Genomic DNA, 22,537 nt, shown 5'->3' with positions numbered 1-22,537 from the left:
ACTTATTGAATAATGTAAGAAACGATGTACACTTTCTCTATTTCGCCTTCTTGCATGAGCGGATTCAACTGTGATTTAATCGATTCCTCAAATGCTTGCTTTCCGGCTTTTCCTTCAAAATCCTTGGAAGTCATTTCAGAAAGCTCTTGAATAACAATGTTTTTCACTTGGAACTCGCGCTTCGCCAATTCCTCAGCTGCTTTCTTGTTTTCCGTTTGGATTTTCAGTGAAATGCGGATAAACTGGCGACCTGATAAGTTCGTCGTTATTTCAGGAACATCGACAGACGCCTCTATGATTTCATCAATCGACGGCTCTTTCTCCTCTACATTCCCTTTTAATTGCAATGCTAAAATAAGTCCTACAATCCCAACAAGCGTAATGCAAACTAAAATGATCAATGTGATCGTCAATGCTTTATTCTTCATCTTCTTCACCCCGGATATGCGGATTCGACAGTAGCTGAACCGACTGATAAAAATCAATGATGCGGCTATTCACTTCCTCAACCGTATCAAGGACGACATATTTTGTACCTGTCGTCAAGGTAATCGTCGTATCGGGAAACGATTCGACTTTTTCTATGTATAAGGCATTCAATGTGAATGCCGCACCATTTAGACGAGTAAGTTTTATCATATGTAAGGGGCCGGGCAAAGAGCCGGCCCGGCCCTCCTTTCTTAGGTGTCAGAACTGACACCCCGCTTGCTAACGTTGATTTCCGTTACAGGCGGACGCTTTCCGCGGTCATGGCTTCAATCTCCTCGTCACTGCGTTCCTGCGGGGCTATCAGCTCATGCTGATCCCGCAGGAGTCGCCGCCTTCCACTTCAATCAACTAACTAATTGTTACAGAAATATTATCAATCTATTATACAAAACCAAAGAACCTATATTATCGCTTCAGATTAACAAGTTCTTGTAGAATTTCGTCAGAAGTTGTAATAATACGAGTGTTCGCTTGGAAACCACGTTGTGCAACGATCATTTCTGTGAATTCCTCTGATAAGTCAACGTTGGACATTTCGAGGAAGCCGGATTCGATACTACCAAATCCTTGGTCTAACGCAAACCCAATATTCGGATTTCCGGAGTTAGCAGAAGTTCTGAACAAGTTTCCACCCGTTTTTTCAAGTCCTCCTGGATTGGAGAAAGTTGCTACCTGAATTTTCCCTGCAACTTGCAATGTCGCTTTATATTGTGCCTTTACTTCGTCGACTTTAGCTTTTTCATCATCATAAGCTTTTCTTGCTTGCTCTAAATTATCTTTAGCTGTTTTTATTGCGGCATCATCGTTGTTAGCTTCAGCTTCTCTCAACGCTTTTTCCGCATCTTTTATACCTTGTTTTAATCTTTGCTCTTGTCCGCTAAATACTTCTTCTGCTTCTGCTATTTTTTGTTTACCTTCAGCTGTTGTGTCTACAAAATAAACCGTTCCATCTTGTCCGATCGACATGGAGGATGCTGTAATTGGAATAATAATTTTGCCAACCGTTCTGTCTGCCGGATCAATTGGTATAGACATTTCTCCGTCGTTATTTGTACCGTCAGGTTTACCTTGCAAACCTACGATATATCTTCCGTCTCCATCAACCAATTCACCGTTTTTATCCATATAGAAATTTCCGGCTCTCGTATACATAATTTCATTGCCTTCCATCACTTGGAAAAAACCATCACCGGAAATTGCTAAATTTAATGTGTTCCCAGTAAATTGAGTCGAACCACCTGAATGGATCGTATCAATTGTTGCAAGTTGAGAGCCTAATCCGACTTGCTTAGGGTTCACACCACCGCGAGTGTCGGATTCTGCTGAAGCACCAGCAACTGTTTGGGAAATCAAGTCTTTAAAAATAACCCTACCTTTTTTAAATCCGTACGTATTTACGTTCGCAATGTTGTTACCGATAACGTCCAATTTCGTTTGGAAGTTTTTCAAGCCTGAGATTCCTGAGTACATAGATCGTAACATTTTATTTTTCCCCTCTCGGATCGTTAGTGTGACTGCCTCTGTCATTCGGCAGTGCGATGGCATCCTCTATCTGAGGTCCTGCCAAGATTACATCAGTACGATTGTGCCGTCGATGTTTGTAAATAGTTGATCTTTCGCTTCTTTGCGATCCATCGCTGTAATGACTGTTGCGTTTTTAGCACTGACGATCAGCGCTGCTTGATCCATAAGAACAAGCGATTCTTTTATACCCTTCCTCTTCGCTTCGTTCACCTTTTCATTGACACGCGCCCATTCGGCGTCTGTTATGTGGATATTGCGTTCTAACAGTCGTTCGTTTGCATGTTTGCTAATCTTAAGCGTTTCAGGCTCGATTGCCTGCTGTAAATGCTGGACGAATGATTGTTGGGGCTGAATGCTTTTATTGACTTGTGTCCCTTGGCGTATGAGCGGTTGACTTGGAAGGCGATGCGTTTGTATTTTATCCATCCAATCGCTCCTTCTTGTACCTATTGGCTAATTGATGTAAATTGATTTCCTTCGATTCTGCTGCCATCGTCCAATATGTAGTGCAACTTCCCATCTTTATTGGAGACGGATACTACAGTTCCAGTCTTTTCATCTTCGCCATCCATATAGCCTACAGTTTTTCCAATGAGCATGCTTGCTTCGACAAGACTGTTTGCACTGTCTGTTCCCGAAAGAACTTCAGAAATATTGCCAGGCGTCAATTCTTTTCCTTCATCTGTCGTAAATACGACAGACCCATCAACGAATTTAGCGGAAGTAATAACATTTGTCCCTTCATTGACAACCTGTTTTCCATCTTCGTCTTTTTCGTCCGTAATTTCATGCCATTTCACTGTTTTACCGACAAACTGATTGTATTGGATGAGTTGAGTTTGGTTTTGCGCTTCAGCAAATTTCTCAAATGCTTTTGTCAAGTTCATCGTTTGCTCCAATGATGAAAACTGTGCCATTTGCGCGATGAATTCATTGTCTTTCATTGGGTTTGTCGGGTCTTGGTTTTGCAGCTGTGCTATGAGAATTTTCATAAAAGCATCCTTATCCAAAGTGCCCGGCCCAGTTTTTCGCTCATCTCTTTGTTTATTAATTAAATACATTGATTCTGTAATCGGTTTATGAGCATCCATACTGATTACACCTCCAATTCTATCAAGTACTCATCAAAGGACATTTCCTCTTCGGTTGGTTTATTTTTATCATTTTGTTGTTGCTGCTGCTCACGCTTATACTGTTCATTGAAGGCTTGTTCACGCTCGTTACGGGATGGGTCTTGAATGGATTGGGTAATATCGATCCGTTCAACTTGCAAATTTTGCTGATGGAATGCTTGTCTTAGGTGATGAAGCTGGCTTTCCAACATTTCTTTTGCTAATGCTGTAGTCGAAAGAATTCTTGCCGTCATAATGCCATTCGTTTCATGCAGCTCAATACGGATTTGGCCTAAATGCTCTGGGTATAACTTAATAAGCATCCGATTTGAACTACCGACCTGTCCAAAATTCGATCTTTTGAAAAGCGTTTGTAATTCTTGCATTAAATTTTCACTGCGGCTTGCTTGTCGAATTTCCTGTTGATTAAACACAGGTTCTACTTTATTGACAACAGTCTGCACAGTTGTTTGTTGAACATTTTCTGGTGAGGTATTGCTTTTAAAAGCTCCCGTTTGACTTCCATCACTATTCTTTTTCGATAGCTGATTCGTCACAGTTTCAATGATGTTACGAGCATTTTGTTCATTTCGCATAAATGGCAGCTCTACTCTTTTCGCATTCGCTGAACGTATACTTTGTTCCAATTGTTCACCTATATTGCTAAGCAGCGATTGGAAACTAAATAGTTTTTGCTCCATCGTTATTGTCATATCCGTCTTTGGGGCAACAATATCAATCGTTTTTAGAAAGGCTGATAGTTGCAAATCAATTGTTTTATTCGCAGGGATTTCTGCTGACATTGTCTCTTTCATTCCTAATAAATTTTGGAATATTGCCGGCCCAGCCTTATCAATTAAATTGATTAATTGCCATACATCAGATTGTGGAGATAGATTATCTACTTCCTCTTTTGGAATTCCTGCTCCCCCTAACAACTCTTGGAGGCGCTCCACTACTTTTTCAGAATCCAATGCCAACAAATCTGTCAGTTCTCCGATTTGGCCTAATGAAAGCAGTCCGTCCAATTGATCCGAAATTTCTATCGTTTCATTCGAATTAATCATTTTCATGGCGTCTTCTAATTGCTTTAATGTATCAGCATTTAATAATTCAATTGCCAGTGAACTTGGTATGCCTTGTTCTACATTCTCTGTAATAGTAGTCCGACTTTTATTCAATGAAGCAAAAACCGATCCGAAAGAACTACTTCCCCCATCATCATTTTTCATTGGAGCCGTTTCTTGATTGTTCGTTGATCCAATCAAAGCTTGTAAAGAACCGATGTTCACGTATTCACCCCCTTTCATTACGATTATACTATGAACTTTCTATTATTTTGTTAGTAAACTTGTATATTTTGCGGCATCTTCAGCAGGCATTTTTTCCAAAATCGACGCCAAGGTTTCTGGTTTCAAATTAGCCAATAATTGTACTGCTTCCGCATCGCTTAGTTTTATAATAACTGGAGCGGCTGATTTGGGAGACATGTTTTCAAATGTCGTTACAATTTCCTTCATCTCGCGTTTAGAATCCGTTTGCTGTATCTTTAACTGTTCGATTTCATCTTTTAATCGATCAATTTCAGCTTGAAGGCTTGTCTTTTCCTCTTCTGATTTGGAGAGTTCTTCTTGAACGGATAATAATTGAGCTTCTTTATCTTTGATTTCCGCATTCAAGGAAATGAACTCTTCATCGCTCGTCAGCACAGAATCCTGCTCTTTTTCAGCTTTCTTGCCGACAAGCGGTAATTCCTCGGTCAACTGTTTCGCTTTATCAAATATGTTCACATCTGCTACATTCGCTATAATTAGCAGTACCATTGTGACAAAAAGCAAAGGAATGAGTACCCATATTAATAAACCTTGAAATATGCCTAACGTCCTGCTTTTATTGCCGCTATGATTCTCCACATGTTTTTTAGACTGTTTCGCCACATTACCACCCGTTTTCTCTTCGATGGAACTTTTGCGTAGAAAGCTCATCAAGAAGGTTCGCTTCTACATGTTCCATTTCAGTCCGATAATGTTCTTTATCCTTTTCCTTCATCTTTTCGAACTTCTTAACTTCTATTGTCTTTTCTAACAGCCTTTCTTCATACCAATTCATTTTAGAACGGGCTTTTATGACAACTTGTTGAAGTGAATCAATTCTTTTTTCTAAGCTCTCTATAAAGCGTGCATAATGATGGATATCACTGATTAAAAAGCCCTTGCTCATTCGTTCTTGCTGCTCCATAAGAATGTCTTCCTTCTTTTTCAGCAATTCATAAAGCTCAGTAGCAACTGTTTCAAATTCATCAATCGCCTTTTTGTATTCTGTTTCCGTTTCTGTTTTTTCTTGTTCGCGGTAAGTCAGCACTTTTTCAAATCTATATTCGTACGGTTTCATTATGCTGTGCCTCCTTTTGGAGCGAGTGAAATTAGTTCAGAAATACTATCATCCATCAATACATTTTCTTTATAGCTCTGCTTCAAATAATTTGTTATATGTGGTTCATATTCAATCGCTTCATCAATTTCTTTTGAGGTGCCTTTTTTATAAGCGCCAATATTGATCAAGTCTTCAGATTTATTGTAAGTATAATAGAGCTCTCTAAGCTTTTCGGCTGCTTTCACATGTTCTGGGCTGGCAATATGATTCATTAGCCTGCTGACACTTTTTAGCACATTGATTGCCGGATATTGGCCTTTATTTGCCAACGTTCTGTCAAGTACAATATGTCCATCCAAAATACCACGGACCGCATCAGCAATTGGCTCATTCATATCGTCACCATCGACTAATACTGTATAAAACGCTGTAATGGCGCCTACTTCATTCGTACCTGTCCGTTCAAGCAATTTAGGTAAGATGGAGAAAACAGATGGTGTATAACCTCTTGTTGCCGGTGGTTCCCCTACTGCAAGACCGATTTCCCTTTGGGCCATAGCGACACGCGTTACCGAATCCATCATGAGCATGACGTTCATGCCTTTATCCCTAAAATATTCTGCGATGGCGGTTGCCGTAAATGCACCTTTAATGCGCATGAGTGCAGGTTGATCGGAAGTTGCGGCTACGACAATCGTCTTGCTGAGCCCTTCAGGACCTAAGTCTCTTTCAATGAACTCTAACACTTCCCGCCCACGTTCTCCGATTAGCGCAATAACATTCAAATCAGCGGTTGTGTTGCGGGCGATCATACCTAATAAAGTACTTTTCCCAACACCAGAGCCAGCGAAAATGCCGACCCTTTGTCCATTTCCAACCGTTAACATGCCATCAATTGCTTTGACACCGACAGCTAACTTTTCACGGATTGGAATACGCGTTAACACGTTCGGCGGTTCTTGCTCTGTCCGTACGGTGGAAAGGCCTTTAGGCAAAGGGCTGTTATCAATCGGATTCCCCATAGAATCTAATACTTTTCCTATTAAATTCATGCCTACCTTTACTTCAAGCGGTTTTCCCGTACATTCGACAAGGCACCCGCTTGAAATATCATTAATGGACGTATACGGCATTAGTATGACGATTTCTTCTCGGAATCCAACAACTTCAGCAAGAATGACAGACCCTTTTTTTCCAGCATTATTTATATGAATATGGCAAACATCGCCAACAGAGCTTGCCGGTCCTTGCGATTCAATCATTAGGCCAACAACACGGACGACGCGACCGAATTTCTTGAAAGTATTCATTTTCGGAATAACATCCAATAATTCTTCCGCTTTCTTCATCAGTTAGTCACCACTTTCCATCAGTTCAACCAATTGTTCCTTTAACTCATTCAATTGTTCATCGACACTGACTACAATTCTGCCGTGATTCGTTTCAATGATGCAGTCTTCCGCTTGGAAATCATCATTTGCAAATATTAAAAACGGAATGTCCGGCGGGAAAATGGCAGATAGCTCTGCTCTATTGGATGAAACGATGTCATAATGATCTAAAGAAACATAGAGTTTAATTTCTTTCATTTCACGTGCTTCTTTTAGACCCCTTCTGACAATTGATAAAAAGGATTCTTCATCGTCCGTTAGTACCTTCCCTAAAATACGGCTTGCAGCTTTCATTGCAATTTCCAAGATGACCCTTTCTTGACTTTCCAAATAAGCTTTTGCATTGTCATGCGCACTCTGAATTGCAGCGTTTGCTGTTTGAATCGAGTCATGCATTTCGGAAATCGCCTTATTTCTGCCTTCCTCGTATCCTGCTTGAAATGCTTCTTCATATGCTTGTTGCTGTAAAGCCAATTTTTCCTGTTCCCAAGCTACTTGCATAGCTTCAATATCTTCAAGCGCAGTTTGCCGCATTTTTTCCACATTTGCTTTTTCAATCTCGATCGACCGTTTCGCTTCATTTAAAAGTCGCTCTTTTTCAAAATTTATTGCTTCCATTGAGCAGCCATCATTTTCGTCATTCAAAACTGGTTTCTGCAAGCTGCGAATCGTTATCTCTTTCACTTTGCCTTCTGTCGAAATCGTACGTTCTGAGCGGAATAGCTTAGACAATGATGTCATCCCCTCCACCACGTGCAATGATGATTTCACCCGAATCTTCCAATCTTCTAATGATCGATACAATTCTTGATTGTGCTTCTTCAACATCCCTCAATCGTACAGGACCCATCACTTCCATCTCTTCTTGGAAAGATTCGGCCATACGTTGCGACATGTTTTTGAATAAAATATCTTTCACTTCTTCACTTGATACTTTCATAGACAAAATAAGATCTTCATTTTCGCATTCACGCACAATGCGCTGAATAGAACGATTGTCCAATGTGACAATATCTTCGAAGACAAACATCCGCTTGCGGATTTCTTCCGCCAATTCCGGATCTTGTATTTCCAATGCATCCAAAATGGTCTTCTCTGTTGACCTGTCTACTCCATTCAACACTTGAACAACTGCGTCTACACCGCCAGTTTCGCTGAAATCTTGCGTAACGGTTGATGATAGTTTTCGCTCCAAAACAGCCTCGATTTCACTAATAACTTCAGGTGAAGTAGAGTCCATCGTGGCAATCCTTTTCGCGATATCCGCCTGTACTTCTTGGGGCAACGATGATAAGATCATCCCCGCCTGTTCCGCTTCCAAATAGGAGAGGATGAGCGCAATCGTTTGCGGGTGTTCGTTTTGGATAAAGTTTAAAATTTGCCCAGGATCAGCTCTCCTCGCAAAATCAAACGGACGCACTTGCAAAGATGATGTGAGCCTATTGATAATCGCTTGCGCATGCTCTTTTCCTAACGCCTTTTCAAGGACCGTTTTCGCATATCCGATACCGCCTTGAGAAATGTAGTCTTGGGCTAAGGCGATATTATGAAATTCCTCAATAATTTCCTCTTTTAATGAGGAATCGACTTTTTTCACGCTTGAAATTTCAAGTGTAAGCCTCTCAATCTCCTCTTCTGTCAGATGTTTATAAACAGCAGCAGACACTTCCGGGCCGAGCGAGATGAGAAGGAGTGCTGCTTTTTGCTTACCAGTAATGCCTTTATCCTTATTGACCAATTTTCTCCCTCCATCAATCCTCAGCGATCCAAGTTCTTAATAATTTAGCGAACTCTTCTGGTTTTTCTTTCGCCATTTTTTCCAGCTGTTTTTTCCGTACTGTTGCTTCTGTTTCTTGCTCAGTATTGATATCTTCTACATTGAGAGCCTCACGCTGTTCTTCAAGAATCCGTTCTTCCTCTAACTCTCTTTCCTTTTTCCGTTTTCGGAAGAAAGCAAAGATAAGTATTGCAATGACAACGAGCAATGCGGCGCCAATTACGTAAACCCACCAAGGGATTGTATTGCCTGCTACACGATCGTCCATAACAATTTTCCCTTTAAATTCTTGAGGAGTTACCATAATTTTGTCATTCCAGAAATCTTCGGTGACGTTTTCCGGTACGTATTCCTTATCAATCGATGTGCGGATGATGGATTTCAAAATATTTTCCACTTCTCCTTGCGCGGAGAATGCAGTGTCATCGGAGTTATCTACCATTACCTGAATACCGATATCGCGAATTTTATAAGGACTTTCAATTATATCTTTCCGGATCCGGTTTATTTCATTGTTAACGGTTTCCTCGATCCGTTCATAATCACCATTGGACATATCCCCTTCACCGTAACCAGTTCGGTTATCAGTAGGATCTTCCGCTTCCGGCGTTCCTCCAGCAACTGCTCCATTGCCCGAGAACGTTTCCGTAATTTTTTGGACACTGATTGCAAGGCTGTCCAAATCTTCATCTACTCGGTCAACTAAGTTTTCTTCACGGTTTTCTTGCTTAAAATCAATATCTGTCGTAACAGATACGACGACATTTTCTTGACCCATCATTGTACCTAACATCATCTGAACTTTACGTTGCAAATCTCTTTCAATCGTCTTTTTCAAGTCCATTTGATCGGCGATATTCGCACCGTTCGTATTATCGGATTTTTTTAGGTCAAAATACTCAAAGTACTGGTTCATGATGACAATATCATCAGTTGATAAATTCGGTATACTTTTGGAAACTAAATTATAGAGTGCATTAATTTGTGATTCAGAGAACTGGTAACCCGGTTCAGTAGTAAGCATGATTGCAGCACTTGCATTTTGTACACTTTCATTCAAAAATACGCTTTGAGTCGGCAATGTGATCATGACTTTGGCGTCTTTGACCCCCCCGACGCCTTTCAACAAATTCGACAGTTCATTTTGCGTTGTTTTCAATTTAGCCATATCGAATTCATTATCCGTCATCCCAAAGCCGGCATTTTCCGTAAAGAACGAATAATCAATCGTCCCTGAGTTCGGAAAGCCTTGTGCGGCTAAAGTGACCAATAATTCATCCACCCGCTTTTCTGGCACAAGGATTGAAGTCCCTCCTGGTGCGATACGGCTTGGTACACCTTGCGCAGTCAATTCTTCTTTAATTCTTCCAATTTCCTCGCGGGAGACATCGCTATAAAGCGGAACATATTCCGTTCTCGACAAAAAGAAAGTCAAGAATGCGGCGATGGCAACTACCGCGGCTGCAGATCCGATATAAGTAATTTTTTGTCGCTTCGTCCGACTTGACCAGAACTCTGCCATATTCGTCCTGATTTTCGTCATTCTTTCATTCATTCTAATCCCCCGGTCAGCATACATAGTCAGGAACCTAAAAAGCATGTTCATAATATAAGTCAATTACATAGTAGTGTAATTGACTTAATCCGTTTTATAACCTCTGCAATCAACATGAGAGGAACTTTCGATCATCATACTGGCATTCTAATGATTTCTTGATAAGCTTCGATCATTTTATTTCGCACTTCGATTGTCGCATTTAATGCGATTGAAGCCTTTTGCGCAGTAATCATAACGTTATGCAAATCAACATCTTCACCTAATATGAGTTTTTGCGTCATATTATCCGATTGAATTTGCTGAGCATTTACGTCTTGTATAGCATTCTTCAAATAATTACCAAAGCTTTTCTGTGATTCAAACGGAGTCGGCTGTAAGTTTCGGCTTTCATCAGCCTTTAATACACCCGTGACATTGCCCATGCCTTGAATGGATTGAATTGGCATAGTTATTCTCTTCCTTCCTTATTTATCATTTTCCTATTTCAAGAGCTTTCATTAACATCGCTTTGTTTGCATTCAACACCGTGACATTCGCCTCATAAGACCTTGTTGCAGACATTAAATCGATCATTTCTCTTAATGGATCAACATTGGGCATTTCTACATACCCTTCGTCGTTCGCATCAGGGTGCGTTGGATCAAACACTAATTTGAAAGGCGTTTCCATATCCTCCTGAATTCTATGAACAACGACCCCATTCATAGCTGCTCCCCTTGTTCGATTTCCCATCGCTACATTCAACATGGAGGAAAACTGTCCCTCTTTCGGTTGTAAACTGACCGTTTTTCTACGATAGGGCTGCCATTCTCCATCGACCATTTTTCCACGTGTCGTATCCACGTTAGCCATATTGGATGAGATGACATCCATTCTAAGGCGTTGAGCGGTCAATGCAGAAGCAGATGTGTTTAAACTATGAAAAATACTCATGCTCAACGTCCTCCTTTAATGACATTTTGAAGTGTGTTGAATTTCCCATTCAATCGATCGACTAAAGCATTATAGTAAATTTGATTCGCAGCTAAGTCAGCCTGTTCCTTATCCATATCAACTCCATTACCGTCTTGGCGATAACGTAAACTCGAGGAGTCGAATACTTTCGACTGTGCAACTTTCGTTCTAAAGTCAAAATGCAGGGCATTCGTCCGATATGCATGGAAAGGTTTTTGTTGTTCATTTTTTAAAATTTCATTGAAAATAACATGCTTTGCTTTGTAGTTAGGAGTGTCAACATTTGCTATATTTTGCGAAATCGCTTTGCCCTTAGCTGATGAGAAATTCAATCCCTGTTCTAAGAGCGAAATCGTTGATCCATAAATATTCATAACTATTAATTCACCTCTCATAAAGGTTTCCATTAATGTGCATTCACTTTTTCTATAAAACTTTCAATTACTTCACTTGTCTTATTGTATCGGATTATAGCGAAGTTTGTCTATCTTTAATAGTAAATTTTCATGGTCCAAAACAACCCTTTTAAACTAAACTTCACATTTAGCGCCCGGTCTTAAGTCCCATTCGGTAGTTGTAGCATTTTAGCATCAATTCCAAAATGAGCATTCAAATAAAAAAACACTCCCGTCAAAATTGACAGGAGTGCATTTGTAACGATTTTTTAGTTCTTTTGTTTTTCAAGCTCTTCAAGGAATTTGCTGTTTAACACTTTAATGTAAGTCCCCTTCATACCTAATGAACGAGATTCAATAACACCAGCACTTTCCAATTTACGTAATGCGTTGACGATGACAGAGCGCGTAATGCCTACACGGTCTGCAATTTTAGATGCAACCAACAAACCTTCGTTACCATCCAATTCCTTGAAAATATGTTCGATTGCTTCATGCTCACTGTATGAAAGCGAATTGATCGCCATTTGTACAACAGCTTTGCTTCTTGCTTCCATTTCGATTTCTTCTGCTTTTTCACGTAGGATTTCCATGCCGACAACAGTTGCGCCATATTCAGCAAGGATTAGATCATCTTCAGTGAATTCTTGTTTTAAGCGTGCAAGTACTAATGTACCTAAACGCTCTCCACCACCAATAATCGGTACAATCGTCGTCAAACCATCTTTGAACAATTCAAGTTCTTCTTCAGGGAATACAGTGTAATCACTGTTCACATCTAAGTTGGAAGATGTTTCGTTCACTTCAAACAATTTATTCGTATATTCTTCAGGGAATTTACGGTCTTCAAACATTTTTTTCATACGTTCATTTTCAATTTGCTGATGAATTTCTAATCCTAACAATTTTCCTTTACGGCTTACGATGAATGCATTACATTCGATAACCGAGCTAAGTTTTTCAGCCATTTCTTTAAAGTTTACCGGTTTTCCTGCTGATTCTTGTAACATTGCATTAATTTGTCTTGTTTTTGCTAATAGTGCCATTTAAATTTCCTCCTTAAATTATGTGAAACAGGGTTTAAGAATATTCTAAAGCTTTTTAATCATTAAATAAACTAAAACGACCTCGTTAAAGGATAAAATGTGACAAATCTTTGTTTTTTACAATATCCTTCAACTTTTCATCGACATAGGCTACGGTGATTTTAATCGTTGCAGGACCTATTTCCGCTGCTTCGTAGGAAAGCTCCTCTAACAACTTCTCTAATATTGTGTGCAATCTTCGCGCACCTATGTTTTCTGTATTGTCGTTTACCTCAAATGCGATTTCCGCTATTCTGTCGATCGCATCATCCGCAAATTCGATGGCAACATCCTCAGTCGCCAGCAGTTTTTCATATTGGGTGATAAGTGAAAAATCAGGCTCTTTCAATATACGCACAAAATCATCTTTTGTCAGCTTTCCGAGCTCGACACGAATCGGGAAACGGCCTTGCAGCTCTGGAATGATGTCGGATGGTTTAGACATATGGAATGCGCCTGCCGCGATAAACAAAATGTAATCCGTCTTTACAGCACCATATTTTGTCGTAACAGTCGAACCCTCTACGATCGGTAAAATGTCTCGCTGGACACCCTCCCTCGATACATCGACCGATGAACCACCACTATTTCCTTTGCTCACAATTTTGTCCATTTCATCAATAAAAATGATACCCGACTGTTCGGTTAACTCAACTGCCCTTCTCGCAATTTCCTCGTGATCGATCAGTTTGTCAGCCTCTTCTGCTTCCAAAACCTTTCTCGCTTCTTTCACTGTCATCTTGCGATTGACCATTTTTTTCGGCATAAAAGACGATAATGCATCCTGCATACTTGCACCCATCTGTTCCATTCCCGAACCTTGCAATGCATCAAACATGGAAGGCTGCTGAGCTGCAATTTCTACCGAAATAATACGCTCTTCCAAATTTCCCGCTTCAAGTTGCGCCTTCACTTCAGAACGTTTCCTGCTCAACTCCACTGCCTCTGCAGAATCTTTTTCAGAATCCTCTTCGGCTTTTTGACCGAATAGCATTTCAAAAGGATTTTGCATATTCCCTTTTCCTTTTTTCTTTGGGACCAGCAGCTCAATTAAGCGTTCTTGCGCATGCTTTTGCGCTTGTTCCTTAACCGATTCACGCATTTCTTCACGGACGATCCGAACGCCGGCCTCAGTCAAATCCCTGACCATCGACTCGACATCTCTTCCTACATATCCGACCTCGGTGAACTTCGTCGCTTCTACTTTTACGAAAGGAGCGTTAACCAATTTCGCAATCCTTCTTGCAATTTCAGTTTTACCTACTCCTGTCGGTCCAATCATCAAAATATTTTTGGGAATGATTTCGTTTCTTTCCTCTGCAGTAAGCAAACTGCGTCTATACCGATTTCTCATCGCTACGGCAACTGCCCGCTTAGCTGCAGTTTGACCTACAATGTAACGGTCAAGATACGCCGTAAATTCACGTGGAGTAAGTTGAGGCTTTTTATTCATCCTAACACCTCCACAATGATATTTTCATTTGTGTAAACACAAATCTCAGCAGCTATTTCAAGAGCTGCACGGGCAATTTCTTCGGCGTTTAACGAATCTCCGCTATATTTCTTTAATGCGCGGCCTGCCGCCAATGCATAGTTGCCTCCAGAACCAATCGCTAAAATGCCATCGTCAGGTTCAATCACTTCACCTGTCCCTGACACGAGCAATAAACGATTTTCATCGGCAACTAATAGCAAAGCTTCTAACTTCCGTAAAATGCGATCTCCGCGCCATTCTTTGGCCAATTCGACCGCAGCACGCTCCAAATTCCCGTGGAACTCGCCCAATTTCCCTTCGAACAACTCAAAGAGTGTGAACGCATCAGCTACCGAGCCGGCAAAACCCGCTAAGATTTTACCGCCAAATAATCTGCGCACTTTTTTGGCCGTATGCTTCATGACGACAGATTCACCCATTGTTACTTGACCATCACCCGACATCGCACAAACTCCATTATGCCGGATGGCAAATATTGTAGTTGCATGAAATTCCATCAGCTCAACCTCCTATGCTCGCGGATGCGTATTCATATAAGTCTTGCGCAAATGCTCTTTCGTAATATGCGTATATACTTGTGTCGAAGATAAATGACTATGACCTAACAGCTCCTGCACTGCTCTCATATCTGCTCCGTTGGACAACAGATGTGTAGCAAATGTATGCCGGATCATATGGGGGTAAATTTTCCCGTGAATTGCCGCGTCTTCCATCATCGAATTTAATATATAGCGGACACCGGATGCAGTGATAGGATCTCCCCTTAAATTCGTGAACAATGTTTGATGTTTTTTTCCCTTCATTAAAATAGGACGGCTTTTTGATAAAAAAGCTTCCAAAGAAGTTTGTGCAAAACTTCCAAAAGGAATATAGCGCTCTTTTCTGCCTTTTCCCATCACCCGGACAATGCCTAAGGACAAATCCACATCGCTGACTTTTATGGAAATGAGTTCGCCGACCCTTATCCCAGTTGCATAAAGACATTCCAAAAGAGCGATGTTCCGCAAAGATTTAGGGTCTTCACCTTTACATGAGTCAAACAGTAAATTTAGTTCTTCCTCATAAAAAAAAGCCGGAAGTCGCTCTTCCTTCTTTGGATGATGCAGCAATCGGAACGCTTGATCGTTCACGTCAAACTTCGCATTGCAAAATTTAAAAAACGAACGAATTGATGATATCTTCCTTGAAATCGTCGTTCTTGAAAGACCTTGATCATATAGCTTTGTTATATACAGCCTCGCTTCGATGTATTCTACGTCGTTCACATCGGAAATCCCTTCCGCCTCCATGAAAGAAAAAAATTCATCGATGTCCTTACTATATTCCATGACAGTGTGGGATGAATAGTTCTTCTCAAGTTGGATATAAGTTATGTATTCCCGAAGTAACTCCGAATTCATATTGCCTTTCAAGTGCTTCACCCCCAACATGAATCACTTTTTCAATTATAACAAAATTACAACGCGTTTGAATAGTGGTTATTTTTTCATTTCCTAAAAAATAATCCATAATGATTGAATAAGGCAACTAATTAAGTAATTCAAAAGTCATCCACGAATTACTATACATCAAGAAACAGCTTAACATCAACATAATTGTCTTGTGATGTCTGACATCTATCTCAATAAGATCTATTAAAAGACACAATTTGTTCAATAATAGCAGCATAAAAGGCTGTCCTTGACAAATTTGTCAGTGCGGACAGCCTTTTCATTTCAATGAAAAACGGTAGACCTGAACTGATCGATCACTCGAAGTGCACGATCAGCATGCTTTTCTGCTCGTTCTACTTTCGATTTAATGCGTTCCCCTAAATCCGGGAATAGCCCAAAATTAATGTTCATCGGCTGAAAATTATTTGAGTCTGCTTCTGTAATGTATCTCGCCATACTGCCTAAAGCCGTTTCGGCAGGAAGTCGGATCGGTTCTTTGCCTAACGCCAATTGTGCCGCATTCATGCCTGCGATTAAACCTGAACCTGCGGATTCTACATAGCCTTCTACACCTGTCATTTGTCCTGCAAAGAATAGGTTGTTGACAGATTTCAATTGATAAGTTGAATCCAAAACGCGTGGAGAGTTAATAAACGTATTTCTATGCATGACTCCATACCGGACAATTTCAACATTTTCAAGGCCGGGTATGAGTCGAAGAACTTCCTTTTGCGCTCCCCACTTCATGTGCGTTTGAAAACCGACGATATTATACAAAGTGCCCGCCGCGTCGTCTTGACGTAGTTGCACAACGGCTTTAGGACGTTTACCTGTTTTCGGATCTTCCAATCCGACTGGCTTCATTGGACCGAACAACAATGTTTTCTCACCGCGTTTAGCCATAACTTCAACAGGCATGCACGCCTCGAAGTACAATTCTTTTTCGAAGTCCTTCAACGGTGCTACTTCAGCGGCGAGAAGCGCCTCATAGAACCTGCTGAACTCCTCTTCATCCATCGGACAGTTTAAATATGCTGCTTCACCTTTATCATAGCGGGATTTCAAATAAACCTTATCCATATCAATAGATTCTTTTTCTATTATCGGTGCAGCTGCATCATAGAAATACAAATACTCTTCACCAGTGAGCTTCAGGATTTTTTCTGCAAGTGCCGGTGAAGTCAATGGGCCAGTCGCAATTATTGTAATCCCTTCCAACATTGCGTCTAAGTCCGTCACTTCTTCATTGATCACTTCGATTAATGGATGATTGCGGATTTTGTCTGTTACATTTCCCGCGAACTCATGCCTGTCGACCGCCAAAGCACCGCCAGCAGGGACTGCGCATTTGTCTGCTGCAGCAATTATAAGAGAATCAAGTCTTCTCATCTCTTCTTTTAAGACCCCTACCGCATTCGTAATATTATTTGCACGCAAAGAGTTGCTGCAGACTAGTTCCGCAAATTTATCCGTATGGTGTGCAGGAGTCTGTTTCACCGGTCTCATTTCGTAAAGGCGTACCTTTACTCCACGGGACGCAATTTGCCACGCTGCCTCACTGCCCGCAAGCCCAGCACCAATGACATTGACGATTGCTGCCATACCTTCACTCTCTTTTCTTATCGTTATTCTTGTGCATCTTCTTTATAATCACATTCTGTACATTGAATTTGTACACCTTTTTTAAGCCTTTTTTCAACTAATGTGCTTTGACATTTTGGGCAAGGCCTGCTAATCGGCTTATCCCAAGATACATATTCACATTCTGGGTACCGGTCACAGCCGTAGAAAATCCTTTTTGTTTTACTTTTCCGCTCGACTACTTGACCTTCTTTACAGAGTGGACAAGTGACACCGATCGGTTTTACGATCGCTTTCGTATTTCTGCAATCAGGAAAATTCGAACAAGCCATAAACTTGCCGTATCGACCCATTTTAAACACCATTGGTGAACCGCAAATTTCACAATCTTCACCAGCAGGTTCATCTTTTATTTCAATTTTCTCCATTTCTTCATCTGCAACTTTAACATCTTTTTCAAATTCCTTATAAAACTCATCAATGACTTGAACCCATCCGATATTGCCCTCTTCTACTTCGTCTAAGTTCTTTTCCATTTCAGCTGTAAATTCGATATTAATGATGTCAGGGAAGTATTGGTTAACTGCCTGATGGACAATTTCACCTAATTCAGTAGGTACAAATCGCTTTGCATCCAAAGTTACATATCCCCGCTTTTGTATTGTATCCAATGTCGGAGCATATGTGGATGGTCTGCCAATCCCTAACTCTTCCAAAGTTTTAACGAGCCGGGCTTCAGAATAACGTGGAGGTGGCTGAGTAAAATGCTGTTTCGGATCAATTTGACTGCTCGTTACCTTCTCCCCTTGCTCAAGCGGAGGTAAAATGCCTTCTTTCTCCTCTTCCTTATCGTCCTCTCCCTCAATATACACTTTCATGAAACCAGGGAATTTCACTTCGGAACCTGTTGCTCTGAATCTCACTTCGCCACTCATCAAATCAGCAGTGACTGTATCCAAAATAGCAGGCGCCATTTGACTCGCAACAAACCTTTCCCAGATCAATTTGTATAATCGGAGCTGATCTCTCGATAAATACGGTTTCATTGATTCTGGAGGCCTCATTACTGAAGTCGGTCTCACTGCCTCATGGGCATCCTGTGTATTTGAAGATTCCTTCGCTTTCACTTTTGATGTGGCAATGAATTCCTTGCCATACATTGTGCCGATGAACGACATCGCTTCTTCCTTTGCACCTTCTGAAATTCTCGTTGAATCGGTACGCATATAGGTGATTAAACCGACAATTCCTTCTTTGCCGATATTAATCCCTTCATAGAGTTGTTGCGCAAGCATCATCGTCTTTCTTGCACGGAAATTCAACTTACGTGCAGCTTCTTGTTGCAAAGACGAAGTTGTAAATGGGGGTGCAGGATTCCGTTTTCTTTCTTTCTTGACGAGGTTTACAATTTCGAATTGGTCTCCTGCCATTTTAGACAATACTTCATCGACTTGTTTTTTGTTTTCAAGTTTGAGCTTTTTTTTCGCATCGCCATAATAAGACGCTTCAAACTTTTTGCCATCCTTTGTAAACTGGCCCGTTATACTCCAATACTCCTCAGGCACAAACACTTTAATTTCATTTTCCCGATCGATGATGAGCCGTAATGCGACTGATTGGACCCGGCCGGCAGATAAACCTTTCTTTACTTTTTTCCATAAAATCGGGCTTATATTGTAGCCGACAAGCCGGTCCAATATCCTTCTCGCTTGTTGGGCATCGACCCGGTTCATATCAATCGGTCTTGGATGCTTGAACGACTCCTTAATAGCATCCTTCGTAATTTCATTGAACACGACTCGGCAATCTGATTCGATGTCGATGGATAGCTGATTAGCCAAATGCCAAGCAATCGCTTCTCCTTCTCTATCGGGGTCAGCCGCTAAAAAGATTTTTTTAGCCTTTTTAGCTTCTTTCTTCAACTCTTGCAATATTGGTCCTTTTCCTCGGATGGTAATGTACTTCGGTTCATAATTATTTTCCGTATCCACGCCCATCTGGCTTCTTGGAAGGTCACGCAAATGCCCGATGGAGGCACGCACTTTATACTTTTTTCCTAAGTAGCGCTCAATTGTTTTCGCTTTTGCAGGCGATTCCACTATTACTAAATAATCTGCCATTAACTTTGTTCCTCCTCATAGAGGTTCCCTATTTATTCACAATGCGCCTTATTTTTATCACGCTACTTGTGAACTCGAACTCAAAAGAATATCTGTTGCAAAATGTATAACAGATTTGAATTAAAATCAACCTTTTCAACATAAGGAGGTTTTTCGGCATCATTCTACAACGTATGCTCAAACAGTTGAAACCCATTCCAAATCGGCTTTGCCCCTTCTTCGATCAACTTATTCGGACCAAAGGACAAAGACGATGTAATCGGTCCCGGAACGGCGTATATATCCTTTCCGTGATCGAGTGCATGCTCAACTGTGCTCATTGTGCCGCTCTTTTCTTCCGATTCTGTTATGATGACAGCATCTGAGAAACCGCTAATGAGCCGATTGCGCATCGGAAATGTCCAACGGGCAGGTGATAGATAAGGCGGATATTCTGTGAGAAGCAAATGCTCTTTAGATAATGTTTTCGCTATCTTTTCGTTTTCTTTCGGGTATAAATGAAAAAATCCATGACCTAAGATGGCAATCGTTTTCCCTCCATATAAAAGCGCTGCTTCATGCGCCATCGTATCAGCTCCTTTCGCAAGCCCGGATACGATGGCAATGCCATTTTGAACGAGCGGCGGAACAATGTATGACATTGCTTTCCTTGAATAATCAGTCGCTTTACGCGAACCAATAATCGCGATTTTCGTCCTTATTTGCAGCAATGAAATGTCGCCCTTTATATATAAAACAGCTGGGGGATCAATAAGTTTTCGCAACGCTTCTGGATAGTTTGAGTGAGAGTAAGGTAGAGGGATAATCAGTTGTTGTTCGTACAATTGTGCAAAGGGGGTGTTTGCACATTTCGAAAGTTTTTCATGCAGTAGTTTTGCTTGTTGAAAGGAAATATTTAATAGCTCCGACAACTGGAACGGATTGTATGCAAAAAGTTGGTCGAGCCGGGGGTCTGCATCCACCAATTTTTTTAAACGATTGTATGGTACAGGATGAGCATAGTGCAATGCCATTAACTTCCTGTCGAAGTTTGTATAGTTCATTTTCAGCCTCCTATCAATGTGAATAAAGATGCAACATGAACATGCTGCATCTTTATCGACACGGTCATTTTGTAAAAAATGATCCTATTAATTAATGTGTTTTACATTTTTCGTATAAGCCTTTTTCTTTCAACACTTTAATAAGTGTTTCGCCGATTACGGAAGGTGTATCTGCTACTTCAATGCCTGCAGCGTTCATAGCTTTGATTTTTTCAGAAGCTGTACCTTTCCCGCCTGAAATGATCGCACCCGCATGGCCCATACGTTTTCCTGGAGGTGCAGTTTGTCCACCGATGAAGCCAACAACAGGTTTTGTCATGTTCGCTTTCACCCATTCAGCTGCTTCCTCTTCTGCAGTACCACCGATTTCACCGATCATGACGACCGCGTACGTTTCAGGGTCTTCATTGAATTCTTTAAGAACATCAATGAAGTTTGTACCATTTACAGGGTCTCCGCCGATTCCGACAGCTGTCGTTTGGCCGATTCCAGCTTGGCTCAATTGGTGTGTTGCTTCATAAGTTAAAGTTCCAGAACGTGAAACAACGCCTACATGGCCTTTCGTATGAATATATCCTGGCATAATACCAATTTTACATTCATCAGCTGTAATGACGCCTGGGCAGTTCGGACCGACAAGTCGAGTCTTTTTGCCTTCCATATAACGCTTCACTTTAATCATATCAAGAACAGGAATATGCTCTGTAATACAGATTGTCATATCCAATTCAGCATCTACAGCTTCCATAATAGCATCTGCTGCAAACGGAGCTGGCACATAGATGACAGAAACGTTTGCTCCTGTAGCTTTTACAGCTTCCTCGACTGTATTGAAAACAGGTACTCCTTCAACTTCAGTACCACCTTTTCCAGGTGTAACACCGCCGACAATTTTTGTGCCGTATTCAAGCATTTGCTTTGTATGGAAAAGTGCTGTTGAGCCTGTAATACCTTGTACAATCACTTTTGTATCTTTATTAATATAAATTGACATCGTTTGTCCCTGCCTTTCTTAGCCTACGAGTTCAACAATCTTTTGTGCACCGTCCGCCATTGTGTCAGCAGCGATGATATTTAAACCGGATTCGTTCAATAGCGCTTTACCTCTGTCTACGTTTGTTCCTTCCAAACGGACAACAAGTGGAACTTCAAGGCCTACTTCTTTCGCAGCTGCAATAACACCTTCTGCGATTACGTCACATTTCATAATTCCACCGAAAATATTTACAAAAATGCCTTTTACATGTTCATCGGAAAGGATGATTTTGAACGCTTCTGTAACTTTCTCAGCTGTAGCGCCGCCCCCAACGTCAAGGAAGTTGGCCGGTGATCCGCCGTAGTAGTTGATTGTATCCATCGTAGCCATCGCAAGTCCAGCACCATTGACCATGCAGCCGATATTTCCATCAAGAGAGATATAGCTCAGGTCATACTTGGACGCTTCGATTTCCTTTGGATCTTCTTCATCGTAATCGCGTAATTCGACAATGTCTTTATGGCGATACAATGCATTATCATCAAAATTGAATTTCGCATCAAGCGCTAAAACATTATCGTCACCTGTAACGACCAACGGGTTGATTTCTACGATTGAAGCGTCTTTTTCAGAGAACACTTGGTAAAGACCAGTCATGAATTTCGCCGCTTTGTTTACAAGATGTGACGGGATGTTCATGTTGAATGCCATGCGTCGCGCTTGGAAGCCAGTCAAACCGACTACTGGATCGATTACTTCTTTGAAAATCTTTTCAGGCGTTTTTTCCGCAACTTCTTCGATGTCCATTCCGCCTTCTTCTGATCCCATTAAAGTTACGCGATCTGTCGCACGGTCTACAACAAGGCCAATATAGTATTCTTTTTTAATATCTGACCCTTCTTCGATAAGAAGACGTTTTACTTCTTTTCCTTCCGGACCTGTTTGGTGGGTAACAAGTGTTTTGCCAAGAAGCTCTTTTGCATATTCGCGGACTTCGTCAAGATTTTTTGCGATTTTGACGCCGCCAGCTTTCCCGCGGCCACCCGCGTGGATTTGCGCTTTAACGACAATTACGTCTGTTCCGAGCTCTTTTGCTGCACTTACAGCTTCGTCGGGAGAGAATGCGACCCGACCGTTTGAAACAGCAACGCCATATTCTCTAAGCAGCTGTTTTCCTTGATATTCATGGATATTCATCTTACATCCTCCAATCGAACTTGTAGCTCATAAT

General features: G+C 41.1%; 24 protein-coding genes. All 24 read right to left on the bottom strand.

Translation table 11 applies throughout. The features are described 5' to 3' along the window. Positions 1-2 precede the first annotated feature (2 nt). The 24 genes from fliL to sucC all read right to left on the bottom strand — a co-directional run bounded on the left by fliL (position 3) and on the right by sucC (position 22,503). Complete coding sequence (gene fliL / locus ACFQ38_RS03290) at positions 3-428, bottom strand: flagellar basal body-associated protein FliL (protein ID WP_336822476.1); 426 nt, start codon at positions 426-428, stop codon at positions 3-5. After that, on the bottom strand, positions 418-639 hold the full coding sequence (locus tag ACFQ38_RS03285) for a flagellar FlbD family protein (protein ID WP_336822475.1): 222 nt from the start codon (positions 637-639) through the stop codon (positions 418-420). Before ACFQ38_RS03285 ends, fliL begins: the two co-directional genes overlap by 11 nt. Before the next feature lie 255 nt (positions 640-894). Next, positions 895-1,971 carry a flagellar hook-basal body complex protein gene (locus ACFQ38_RS03280; RefSeq protein WP_381479778.1) on the bottom strand — a complete coding sequence of 359 codons (1,077 nt, stop codon included), beginning with the start codon at positions 1,969-1,971 and terminating at the stop codon, positions 895-897. 87 nt (positions 1,972-2,058) lie between these two features. Next, on the bottom strand, positions 2,059-2,439 hold the full coding sequence (locus ACFQ38_RS03275; RefSeq protein ID WP_381479777.1) for a TIGR02530 family flagellar biosynthesis protein: 381 nt from the start codon (positions 2,437-2,439) through the stop codon (positions 2,059-2,061). Between the two features lie 20 nt (positions 2,440-2,459). Beyond that, positions 2,460-3,104: a flagellar hook assembly protein FlgD gene (gene flgD / locus ACFQ38_RS03270; RefSeq protein ID WP_336822472.1), complete on the bottom strand. Its 645-nt coding sequence runs from the start codon at positions 3,102-3,104 to the stop codon at positions 2,460-2,462. A gap of 5 nt (positions 3,105-3,109) precedes the next feature. After that, positions 3,110-4,417: a flagellar hook-length control protein FliK gene (locus ACFQ38_RS03265; protein WP_381479776.1), complete on the bottom strand. Its 1,308-nt coding sequence runs from the start codon at positions 4,415-4,417 to the stop codon at positions 3,110-3,112. A gap of 42 nt (positions 4,418-4,459) precedes the next feature. Further along, the gene (locus ACFQ38_RS03260) at positions 4,460-5,110 is read right to left on the bottom strand and encodes a MotE family protein (protein WP_381479821.1); all 651 of its coding nucleotides are present in this window, start codon (positions 5,108-5,110) and stop codon (positions 4,460-4,462) included. Further along, positions 5,064-5,516: a flagellar export protein FliJ gene (gene fliJ / locus ACFQ38_RS03255; RefSeq protein WP_336822469.1), complete on the bottom strand. Its 453-nt coding sequence runs from the start codon at positions 5,514-5,516 to the stop codon at positions 5,064-5,066. The genes ACFQ38_RS03260 and fliJ overlap by 47 nt, the downstream gene beginning before the upstream one ends. Then, a complete protein-coding gene (gene fliI, locus ACFQ38_RS03250) occupies positions 5,516-6,847 on the bottom strand; it encodes a flagellar protein export ATPase FliI (protein ID WP_336822468.1) in 1,332 nt (443 codons plus the stop codon). The genes fliJ and fliI overlap by 1 nt, the downstream gene beginning before the upstream one ends. A gap of 3 nt (positions 6,848-6,850) precedes the next feature. Further along, complete coding sequence (gene fliH, locus ACFQ38_RS03245; RefSeq protein ID WP_336822467.1) at positions 6,851-7,621, bottom strand: flagellar assembly protein FliH; 771 nt, start codon at positions 7,619-7,621, stop codon at positions 6,851-6,853. Then, entirely contained in the window at positions 7,614-8,627 is a 1,014-nt protein-coding gene (fliG, locus tag ACFQ38_RS03240) for a flagellar motor switch protein FliG (protein ID WP_336822466.1), read from the bottom strand. The genes fliH and fliG overlap by 8 nt, the downstream gene beginning before the upstream one ends. 13 nt (positions 8,628-8,640) lie before the next feature. Then, a complete protein-coding gene (gene fliF, locus ACFQ38_RS03235; RefSeq protein ID WP_381479775.1) occupies positions 8,641-10,221 on the bottom strand; it encodes a flagellar basal-body MS-ring/collar protein FliF in 1,581 nt (526 codons plus the stop codon). 134 nt (positions 10,222-10,355) lie between these two features. Beyond that, on the bottom strand, positions 10,356-10,646 hold the full coding sequence (gene fliE, locus ACFQ38_RS03230) for a flagellar hook-basal body complex protein FliE (protein ID WP_336822577.1): 291 nt from the start codon (positions 10,644-10,646) through the stop codon (positions 10,356-10,358). 49 nt (positions 10,647-10,695) lie between these two features. Further along, entirely contained in the window at positions 10,696-11,157 is a 462-nt protein-coding gene (flgC, locus tag ACFQ38_RS03225; RefSeq protein ID WP_336822464.1) for a flagellar basal body rod protein FlgC, read from the bottom strand. 2 nt (positions 11,158-11,159) lie between these two features. After that, positions 11,160-11,552, bottom strand: a complete 393-nt coding sequence (flgB, locus tag ACFQ38_RS03220) for a flagellar basal body rod protein FlgB (RefSeq protein ID WP_336822463.1) — start codon at positions 11,550-11,552, stop codon at positions 11,160-11,162. A gap of 290 nt (positions 11,553-11,842) precedes the next feature. Beyond that, the gene (gene codY / locus ACFQ38_RS03215; RefSeq protein WP_336822462.1) at positions 11,843-12,619 is read right to left on the bottom strand and encodes a GTP-sensing pleiotropic transcriptional regulator CodY; all 777 of its coding nucleotides are present in this window, start codon (positions 12,617-12,619) and stop codon (positions 11,843-11,845) included. An 85-nt stretch (positions 12,620-12,704) separates the two neighbouring features. Continuing rightward, complete coding sequence (hslU, locus tag ACFQ38_RS03210; protein WP_336822461.1) at positions 12,705-14,111, bottom strand: ATP-dependent protease ATPase subunit HslU; 1,407 nt, start codon at positions 14,109-14,111, stop codon at positions 12,705-12,707. Next, positions 14,108-14,653: an ATP-dependent protease subunit HslV gene (gene hslV, locus ACFQ38_RS03205; protein ID WP_381479819.1), complete on the bottom strand. Its 546-nt coding sequence runs from the start codon at positions 14,651-14,653 to the stop codon at positions 14,108-14,110. The genes hslU and hslV overlap by 4 nt, the downstream gene beginning before the upstream one ends. Before the next feature lie 9 nt (positions 14,654-14,662). After that, a complete protein-coding gene (gene xerC, locus ACFQ38_RS03200) occupies positions 14,663-15,553 on the bottom strand; it encodes a tyrosine recombinase XerC (protein ID WP_336822575.1) in 891 nt (296 codons plus the stop codon). Between the two features lie 315 nt (positions 15,554-15,868). Then, a complete protein-coding gene (gene trmFO, locus ACFQ38_RS03195) occupies positions 15,869-17,188 on the bottom strand; it encodes an FADH(2)-oxidizing methylenetetrahydrofolate--tRNA-(uracil(54)-C(5))-methyltransferase TrmFO (protein WP_381479774.1) in 1,320 nt (439 codons plus the stop codon). 23 nt (positions 17,189-17,211) lie between these two features. After that, on the bottom strand, positions 17,212-19,287 hold the full coding sequence (topA, locus tag ACFQ38_RS03190) for a type I DNA topoisomerase (RefSeq protein WP_336822459.1): 2,076 nt from the start codon (positions 19,285-19,287) through the stop codon (positions 17,212-17,214). Between the two features lie 164 nt (positions 19,288-19,451). After that, positions 19,452-20,330 (bottom strand): DNA-processing protein DprA, encoded by an 879-nt coding sequence (dprA, locus tag ACFQ38_RS03185; RefSeq protein ID WP_336822458.1) that lies wholly within the window; start codon positions 20,328-20,330, stop codon positions 19,452-19,454. 91 nt (positions 20,331-20,421) lie between these two features. Then, positions 20,422-21,324, bottom strand: coding sequence for a succinate--CoA ligase subunit alpha (sucD, locus tag ACFQ38_RS03180; protein ID WP_336822457.1), 903 nt, complete (start codon positions 21,322-21,324; stop codon positions 20,422-20,424). Positions 21,325-21,342: 18 nt separating this feature from the next. Then, positions 21,343-22,503, bottom strand: a complete 1,161-nt coding sequence (gene sucC, locus ACFQ38_RS03175) for an ADP-forming succinate--CoA ligase subunit beta (RefSeq protein WP_336822456.1) — start codon at positions 22,501-22,503, stop codon at positions 21,343-21,345. Positions 22,504-22,537 lie beyond the last annotated feature (34 nt).

Source organism: Sporosarcina contaminans, assembly GCF_042679045.1.
GTDB lineage: Bacteria > Bacillota > Bacilli > Bacillales_A > Planococcaceae > Sporosarcina > Sporosarcina contaminans.
The sequence above is the reverse complement of the archived record's forward strand: the minus strand, read 5'-3'. Positions and strand labels throughout refer to the sequence as shown.

Excerpts from the sequence above, each read along its gene's own strand:
- flgD (WP_336822472.1), bottom strand. The coding sequence starts at position 3,104 with ATGGATGCTCATAAACCGATTACAGAATCAATGTATTTAATTAATAAA.
- xerC (WP_336822575.1), bottom strand. The coding sequence starts at position 15,553 with ATGAATTCGGAGTTACTTCGGGAATACATAACTTATATCCAACTTGAG.
- fliI (WP_336822468.1), bottom strand. The coding sequence starts at position 6,847 with ATGAAGAAAGCGGAAGAATTATTGGATGTTATTCCGAAAATGAATACT.
- fliL (WP_336822476.1), bottom strand. The coding sequence starts at position 428 with ATGAAGAATAAAGCATTGACGATCACATTGATCATTTTAGTTTGCATT.
- topA (WP_336822459.1), bottom strand. The coding sequence starts at position 19,287 with ATGGCAGATTATTTAGTAATAGTGGAATCGCCTGCAAAAGCGAAAACA.
- dprA (WP_336822458.1), bottom strand. The coding sequence starts at position 20,330 with ATGAACTATACAAACTTCGACAGGAAGTTAATGGCATTGCACTATGCT.
- fliF (WP_381479775.1), bottom strand. The coding sequence starts at position 10,221 with ATGAATGAAAGAATGACGAAAATCAGGACGAATATGGCAGAGTTCTGG.
- codY (WP_336822462.1), bottom strand. The coding sequence starts at position 12,619 with ATGGCACTATTAGCAAAAACAAGACAAATTAATGCAATGTTACAAGAA.
- fliJ (WP_336822469.1), bottom strand. The coding sequence starts at position 5,516 with ATGAAACCGTACGAATATAGATTTGAAAAAGTGCTGACTTACCGCGAA.
- flgB (WP_336822463.1), bottom strand. The coding sequence starts at position 11,552 with ATGAATATTTATGGATCAACGATTTCGCTCTTAGAACAGGGATTGAAT.
- sucC (WP_336822456.1), bottom strand. The coding sequence starts at position 22,503 with ATGAATATCCATGAATATCAAGGAAAACAGCTGCTTAGAGAATATGGC.
- trmFO (WP_381479774.1), bottom strand. The coding sequence starts at position 17,188 with ATGGCAGCAATCGTCAATGTCATTGGTGCTGGGCTTGCGGGCAGTGAG.
- ACFQ38_RS03275 (WP_381479777.1), bottom strand. The coding sequence starts at position 2,439 with ATGGATAAAATACAAACGCATCGCCTTCCAAGTCAACCGCTCATACGC.
- ACFQ38_RS03260 (WP_381479821.1), bottom strand. The coding sequence starts at position 5,110 with ATGAGCTTTCTACGCAAAAGTTCCATCGAAGAGAAAACGGGTGGTAAT.
- hslU (WP_336822461.1), bottom strand. The coding sequence starts at position 14,111 with ATGAATAAAAAGCCTCAACTTACTCCACGTGAATTTACGGCGTATCTT.
- flgC (WP_336822464.1), bottom strand. The coding sequence starts at position 11,157 with ATGAGTATTTTTCATAGTTTAAACACATCTGCTTCTGCATTGACCGCT.
- ACFQ38_RS03280 (WP_381479778.1), bottom strand. The coding sequence starts at position 1,971 with ATGTTACGATCTATGTACTCAGGAATCTCAGGCTTGAAAAACTTCCAA.
- ACFQ38_RS03285 (WP_336822475.1), bottom strand. The coding sequence starts at position 639 with ATGATAAAACTTACTCGTCTAAATGGTGCGGCATTCACATTGAATGCC.
- sucD (WP_336822457.1), bottom strand. The coding sequence starts at position 21,324 with ATGTCAATTTATATTAATAAAGATACAAAAGTGATTGTACAAGGTATT.
- fliE (WP_336822577.1), bottom strand. The coding sequence starts at position 10,646 with ATGGGCAATGTCACGGGTGTATTAAAGGCTGATGAAAGCCGAAACTTA.